Raw genomic sequence first — 6,000 nt, forward strand, 5'->3', positions numbered from 1 at the left:
TTTTTTTATTCAGCTTCAAGTGGCTGGCTGCAAGCGGCAAGTAAGGCAAAGCGCTTTCACTTGCCGCTTGTAACTTGCGGCTTGTAGCTGCTTTTAGAAAAGCACCCGACTACGGATAGTACCGTTGACGTGTTGCAGCTTCTCTTGCGCCAGCTCCGAGTATTCGGCGTCGACGTCGATCACCACGTAACCGACTTTCTCGTTGGTCTGCAGGAACTGACCGGAGATGTTGATGCCGTTTTCGGCGAAAACCTTGTTGATCTCGCTCATCACACCCGGGATGTTCTCGTGGATGTGCAGCAGGCGGTGCTTGCCAGGGTGAGCCGGCAGGGCCACTTCCGGGAAGTTGACCGACGACACCGAAGTACCGTTGTCGCTGTACTTGACCAGTTTCTCTGCTACTTCCAGACCGATGTTGGCTTGCGCTTCGGCGGTCGAGCCACCGATGTGCGGGGTCAGGATCACGTTGTCGAGGCCACGCAGCGGGCTTTCGAACTCTTCGTCGTTGGAGCGTGGTTCCACCGGGAATACGTCGATGGCCGCGCCGATCAGGTGCTTGTCTTTGATCGCGTCCGCCAGGGCGTCGAGCTCGACCACGGTGCCGCGTGCAGCGTTGATCAGAATGCCGCCCTTCTTGATGGCGCGGATTTCCTTCTCGCCGATCATCCACTGGGTCGCCGCAGTTTCCGGGACGTGCAGGGTGACGATGTCGGACATGCCCAGCAGCTCGTGCAGGTTGTTGACCTGCGTAGCGTTGCCCAGTGGCAGCTTGGTCACGGTGTCATAGAAGAACACTTGCATGCCCAGGCCTTCAGCCAGCACCGACAGCTGCGTGCCGATCGAGCCGTAGCCGACGATGCCCAGCTTCTTGCCACGGATCTCGAACGAGTTGGCGGCGGACTTGATCCAGCCGCCACGGTGGCAGGATGCATTCTTCTCAGGGATGCCGCGCAGCAGCAGGATCGCTTCGGCCAGTACCAGCTCGGCTACGGAACGGGTGTTGGAGTACGGCGCGTTGAACACGGCGATACCGCGCTCGCGGGCCGCGCTGAGGTCAACCTGGTTGGTACCGATGCAGAAACAGCCGACCGCGACCAGTTTCTTCGCGTGATCGAAGATCTCTTCGGTCAGTTGCGTGCGCGAGCGAATGCCGATGAAGTGAGCGTCAGCGATCTTTTCCTTGAGCTGGGCTTCCGGCAAGGAACCAGTCAGGTATTCGATGCTGGTGTAGCCCGCCGCCTTGAGGACGTCGACAGCCGATTGGTGGACGCCTTCGAGAAGAAGGAACTTGATCTTGCTCTTATCGAGAGAAGTCTTGCTCATCTGCGTAAACCTGTATCCCGGAGAAAAATGGCAGGGAGGGAGCAGCCTGGAGCTGACCCGCACGGCAACAAAGCCGTCACCGCGGATCTGGCCTTGGGCACTGTCCTGCGGGGTCGGTATGCTAGCATAGCCACCCCGCTAAACACTCATTCCTGCGACGTGAAGCGTTCTCAGGATGACCATGAATTGTTCGAGAGTTCTGTCGATGACCAATCCTGCGCTGATTGATGAACTGAAGACCCTGGTTGAGCCTGGCAAAGTCCTCACCGACGCCGACTCCCTGAACACTTACGGCAAGGATTGGACCAAGCATTTCGCGCCGGCGCCGAGCGCCATCGTGTTTCCCAAGACCATCGAGCAAGTGCAGGCCGTGGTGCGTTGGGCCAACACCCACAAAATTTCGCTGGTGCCATCCGGCGGGCGCACCGGGCTGTCCGCCGCAGCAGTGGCGGCCAATGGCGAAGTGGTGGTTTCGTTCGATTACATGAACCAGATTCTCGACGTCAACCTCACCGACCGCACCGCCGTGTGCCAGCCGGGCGTGGTCACTGAGCATCTGCAGAACGTCGCCGAAGAAAACGGCCTGTACTATCCGGTCGACTTCGCCTCGGCGGGTTCCAGCCAGATTGGCGGCAATATCGGCACCAATGCCGGCGGGATCAAAGTGATTCGCTACGGCATGACCCGCAACTGGGTGGCCGGCATGAAAGTCGTCACCGGCAAGGGCGACGTCCTCGAGCTGAACAAGGACCTGATCAAGAACGCTACCGGTTACGACCTGCGTCAGCTGTTCATCGGCGCCGAAGGCACCCTCGGTTTCGTTGTCGAAGCGACCATGCGCCTCGATCGCGCGCCGAAAAACCTCACGGCGATGGTCCTCGGCACCGCCGATTTCGATTCGATCATGCCGGTGCTGCATGCCTTCCAGGGCAAACTCGACCTGACCGCGTTCGAATTCTTCTCCGACAAGGCCCTGGCCAAGGTCATGGGCCGTGGTGACGTGCCGGCGCCGTTCGAGACCGAGTGCCCGTTCTACGCCCTGCTGGAATTCGAAGCGACCACCGAAGAAGTGGCCAACAGCGCGCTGGAGACCTTCGAACACTGCGTAGAACAGGGCTGGGTGCTCGACGGCGTGATGAGCCAGAGCGAAACCCAGTTGCACAATCTGTGGAAGCTGCGCGAGTACATCTCCGAAACCATCTCCCACTGGACGCCGTACAAGAACGATATCTCGGTTACCGTCTCGAAAGTGCCGGCGTTCCTGCGCGAAATCGACGCGATCGTTGGCGAGCACTACCCGGATTTCGAAATCGTCTGGTTCGGCCACATCGGCGACGGCAATCTGCACCTGAACATCCTCAAGCCGGAAAACCTGAGCAAGGACGAGTTCTTCGCCAAGTGCGCCACCGTCAACAAGTGGGTGTTCGAAACCGTCGAGAAGTACAACGGCTCGATCTCGGCCGAGCACGGCGTCGGTATGACCAAGCGTGATTACCTGACCTACAGCCGCTCGCCGGCCGAGATCGAGTACATGAAAGCGGTCAAGGCAGTGTTCGACCCGAACGGCATCATGAACCCGGGCAAGATTTTCCCGGTTTGATCGGTAATCTCTGTTGAATCAATAAAGGCAGGAGTCGGTAAATGAGCTATCAGCACCAGTACGTCGACGGCACGCGCATTCACTTCCCGATCGGGAAAGTCGTGTGCATTGGCCGCAATTACGCCGAGCACGCCAAGGAACTGGACAACCCGGTGCCGACCGAGCCGCTGCTGTTCATCAAGCCGGGCAGTTGCGTGGTGCCGCTGGAAGGCGGGTTCAGCATTCCGGCCGAGCGTGGTTCAGTGCACTACGAAGCGGAAATCGCCGTGTTGATCGGCAAGCCGCTGTCGACCAAACCAAGCCGTGAAGAAGTCCTCGATGCGATCTCCGGCTTCGCCCCGGCGCTGGACCTGACCCTGCGCGACAAGCAGGCCGAGCTGAAAGCCAAGGGCCTGCCGTGGGAAATCGCCAAGTCGTTCGACGGCGCGGCGGTGATCGCGCCGTTCGTGGTCGGCAGCACCTTCGCTGACCTGACCGACATTGGCATCCGCCTGACCATCAACGGCGAAGTGCGCCAGGACGGCAACAGCAGCGCGATGCTCAACCCGATCGTGCCGATGATCCAGCACATGGCCGGCTGCTTCTCGCTGCAGGCCGGCGACGTGATCCTCACCGGTACGCCAGTGGGCGTCGGCCCGCTGAACGTCGGCGATGAAATCGTCCTCGAACTGCCGGGGGCGAGCCGCTTCAGCAGCAGCGTGCGCTAACCGCAGAACCCCTTGCAGGGGTGAGCTTTGTGGTGAGGGGATTTATCCCCGGTGGCGCGCGAAGCGGGTCCCTCTTGATCTTAAAGAGGGGCCTGCTGCGCAGTCCAACGGGGCGGTGCGACGTTTCGCTGAATCCCCTCGCCACAAGGGCCATTCCATATCTGTAATGTGTTGCTGCTGGCAAAATGCACACGCCAATCCCGCCATTTCCCGTTTTTTTCACATCCTCTCTGGATAATTCCCGCGATTCTGGCGTCTCAGCCAGCCTCTTTGTGCTATTACCCTCGGCCTGAATTAACGGAACGCATCCCTCGATGGCATCTCCAACTCAGCAGAAATCCCCCTCCCGTTCGCGCTTCGTCCTGCGCTGGTATGTCTGGCTGTTGCTGGTCATCGCCGCAGCCTATGGGCTGGCGTTCGCCATGCATTGGGATGATCGCGGCGTGCTGTGGGTGCTGGAGCGCTTCGAGAGCAAGGCCGAGCAGAAGGAGAGCGTGTGGCTGCCGGACTATCAGGTGGTGATCGATGCCAAGCCGCTGCCGGGCATGGAGAAGGACGAAGCTTCGGATCTGGCCTACAACCCGCAGACCAGGACCCTGTTTGCGGTGATGGGCAAGAATGCCTTCCTGGTCGAGCTGACGCTTCAGGGCGACGTTTTGCGCAAGATGCCGTTGGTGGGCTGGAGCAATCCGGAAGGCTTGACGGTCATGGAAAACGGTTTGCTGGCCATTGTCGATGAGCGTGAGCATACCTTGTCGATCGTTAAGGTCGATGCCGCGACCCGTGAGCTGAACATCGCCGATTTCCCCAAATACGACCTCGGGCCGTCGAAAGATCAGAACAAGGCTTTTGAGGCTATCACGTGGGATCCGCGCAATCAGCGACTTATTCTGGGGGAGGAACGCCCACCGGCGCTGTTCACGTGGAAAAGCGATGGCGGCCAGACCCTGCAGGGCGACAAGCAGAAACTGGCCAGCGATCAGCTGGATCTGCGCAACCTGTCGGCGCTGGCTGTCGATCCGCGCACTGGCCATCTGCTGGTGTTGTCCGCCGATTCGCACCTGTTGCTGGAACTGGACGAAGCCGGCAAGCAAGTCAGCTTCATGACATTGCTCGGCAATTTCAACGGTCTGAAAGACACCATTCCCCGCGCCGAAGGCATGACCATGGATGAGGACGGCACGCTGTACATGGTCAGCGAACCGAACCTGTTCTACCGATTCGAAAAACATCGGTAACTTTCCCTACAGCAATTGCGGAATTGCGCAGTTGTCGTGCGAGGCAAGTGGCCATTAAGCTTCAATTCAGACGGGCGTGATATTTCATCGGCCTGTCATGAATCCGAGCCTGCCTGAATGCGTCGACTTGCCCGCCCCAAACCACTGATTCTCGTCCTGTTGATGATTGTCCTGATCGCCATGATCGCGATCGGCCAATACCTGCGCCTGTTCGAGCGCGCCTGGTTCAACCTGCACACGCTGTGGCAACCGGTGAGCAGCGAGGCGATCGGCCTGGATCAATATCGGGTGACCATCGAAGCGCGACCGATCGACGGGCTCGACGATGACGTCTCGGCGCTGACCTACGATCCGGTGCGTAAAAGCCTGTTCACCGTGACCAACAAGAATTCCGAACTGATCGAACTGTCGCTCGAAGGCAAAATTCTGCGGCGCATCGCCCTGGTGGGTTTTGGCGATCCGGAAGCGGTCGAATACATCAGCGCCGACACCTACGTGATCACCGACGAGCGTCAGCAACGGCTGATCAAGATCCACCTCGAGGCCGACACCACTTTTCTCGATGCCGAAGATGCCGAGCAAATGACTCTCGGCGTGCACATGTCCGGCAACAAGGGTTTCGAAGGGCTGGCTTACGATTCGGTGGGCAAGCGGCTGTTCGTGGCCAAAGAACGCGACCCGATGCTGATCTACGAGGTCCACGGTTTTCCGCACTTCAAGCCGGACAAGACCTACGCGGTGCACGTGATCAACAACCCCAAGCGCGATGCCGGGATGTTCGTGCGTGATCTGTCGAGTCTGCAGTACGACGAGCGCAGCGGGCACTTGCTGGCACTGTCGGACGAGTCGCGGTTGATTATCGAGCTGGATGTCGACGGGCGCCCCTTGAGCACCATGTCGATCAGCGGCGGGCGTCAGGGTTTGCAGAAAACCGTGCCGCAGGCGGAGGGAATTGCGATGGATGATGACGGCACGTTGTACCTGGTGAGCGAGCCGAATCTGTTTTACGTCTTCAAGAAGCCCACACAAAACTGACCAACACCACAAAACACTCTGGGAGCGAGCCTGCTCGCGAATGCGGTTGGCCAGTCAATGAAGATGTTGGCTGAACAGGCGCATTCGCGAGCAGGCT

5 protein-coding genes are annotated in these 6,000 nt (G+C 59.4%); 4 read left to right on the forward strand and 1 reads right to left on the reverse strand.

Annotation, left to right across the window (positions count from 1 at the left end; genetic code table 11):
* Nucleotides 1-93 precede the first annotated feature (93 nt).
* Entirely contained in the window at nt 94-1,323 is a 1,230-nt protein-coding gene (serA, locus tag QMX86_RS14290; protein ID WP_024014707.1) for a phosphoglycerate dehydrogenase, read from the reverse strand.
* A gap of 205 nt (nt 1,324-1,528) precedes the next feature.
* Between serA and QMX86_RS14295 the strand changes: the two genes are divergently transcribed.
* The 4 genes from QMX86_RS14295 (at nt 1,529) to QMX86_RS14310 (ending at nt 5,903) form a co-directional block, all read left to right on the forward strand.
* Nucleotides 1,529-2,923 (forward strand): FAD-binding oxidoreductase, encoded by a 1,395-nt coding sequence (locus QMX86_RS14295; protein WP_122705635.1) that lies wholly within the window; start codon nt 1,529-1,531, stop codon nt 2,921-2,923.
* 41 nt (nt 2,924-2,964) lie between these two features.
* Nucleotides 2,965-3,630: a fumarylacetoacetate hydrolase family protein gene (locus tag QMX86_RS14300; RefSeq protein ID WP_130928465.1), complete on the forward strand. Its 666-nt coding sequence runs from the start codon at nt 2,965-2,967 to the stop codon at nt 3,628-3,630.
* A 314-nt stretch (nt 3,631-3,944) separates the two neighbouring features.
* Nucleotides 3,945-4,868 carry an SdiA-regulated domain-containing protein gene (locus QMX86_RS14305; protein ID WP_073471003.1) on the forward strand — a complete coding sequence of 308 codons (924 nt, stop codon included), beginning with the start codon at nt 3,945-3,947 and terminating at the stop codon, nt 4,866-4,868.
* Nucleotides 4,869-4,985: 117 nt separating this feature from the next.
* The gene (locus tag QMX86_RS14310; RefSeq protein ID WP_282387029.1) at nt 4,986-5,903 is read left to right on the forward strand and encodes an SdiA-regulated domain-containing protein; all 918 of its coding nucleotides are present in this window, start codon (nt 4,986-4,988) and stop codon (nt 5,901-5,903) included.
* Nucleotides 5,904-6,000 lie beyond the last annotated feature (97 nt).

Source organism: Pseudomonas sp. PS01270 (assembly GCF_029959775.1).
GTDB lineage: Bacteria > Pseudomonadota > Gammaproteobacteria > Pseudomonadales > Pseudomonadaceae > Aquipseudomonas > Aquipseudomonas atacamensis.

Excerpts from the sequence above, each read along its gene's own strand:
- QMX86_RS14305 (WP_073471003.1), top strand. The coding sequence starts at position 3,945 with ATGGCATCTCCAACTCAGCAGAAATCCCCCTCCCGTTCGCGCTTCGTC.
- QMX86_RS14310 (WP_282387029.1), top strand. The coding sequence starts at position 4,986 with ATGCGTCGACTTGCCCGCCCCAAACCACTGATTCTCGTCCTGTTGATG.
- serA (WP_024014707.1), bottom strand. The coding sequence starts at position 1,323 with ATGAGCAAGACTTCTCTCGATAAGAGCAAGATCAAGTTCCTTCTTCTC.
- QMX86_RS14295 (WP_122705635.1), top strand. The coding sequence starts at position 1,529 with ATGACCAATCCTGCGCTGATTGATGAACTGAAGACCCTGGTTGAGCCT.
- QMX86_RS14300 (WP_130928465.1), top strand. The coding sequence starts at position 2,965 with ATGAGCTATCAGCACCAGTACGTCGACGGCACGCGCATTCACTTCCCG.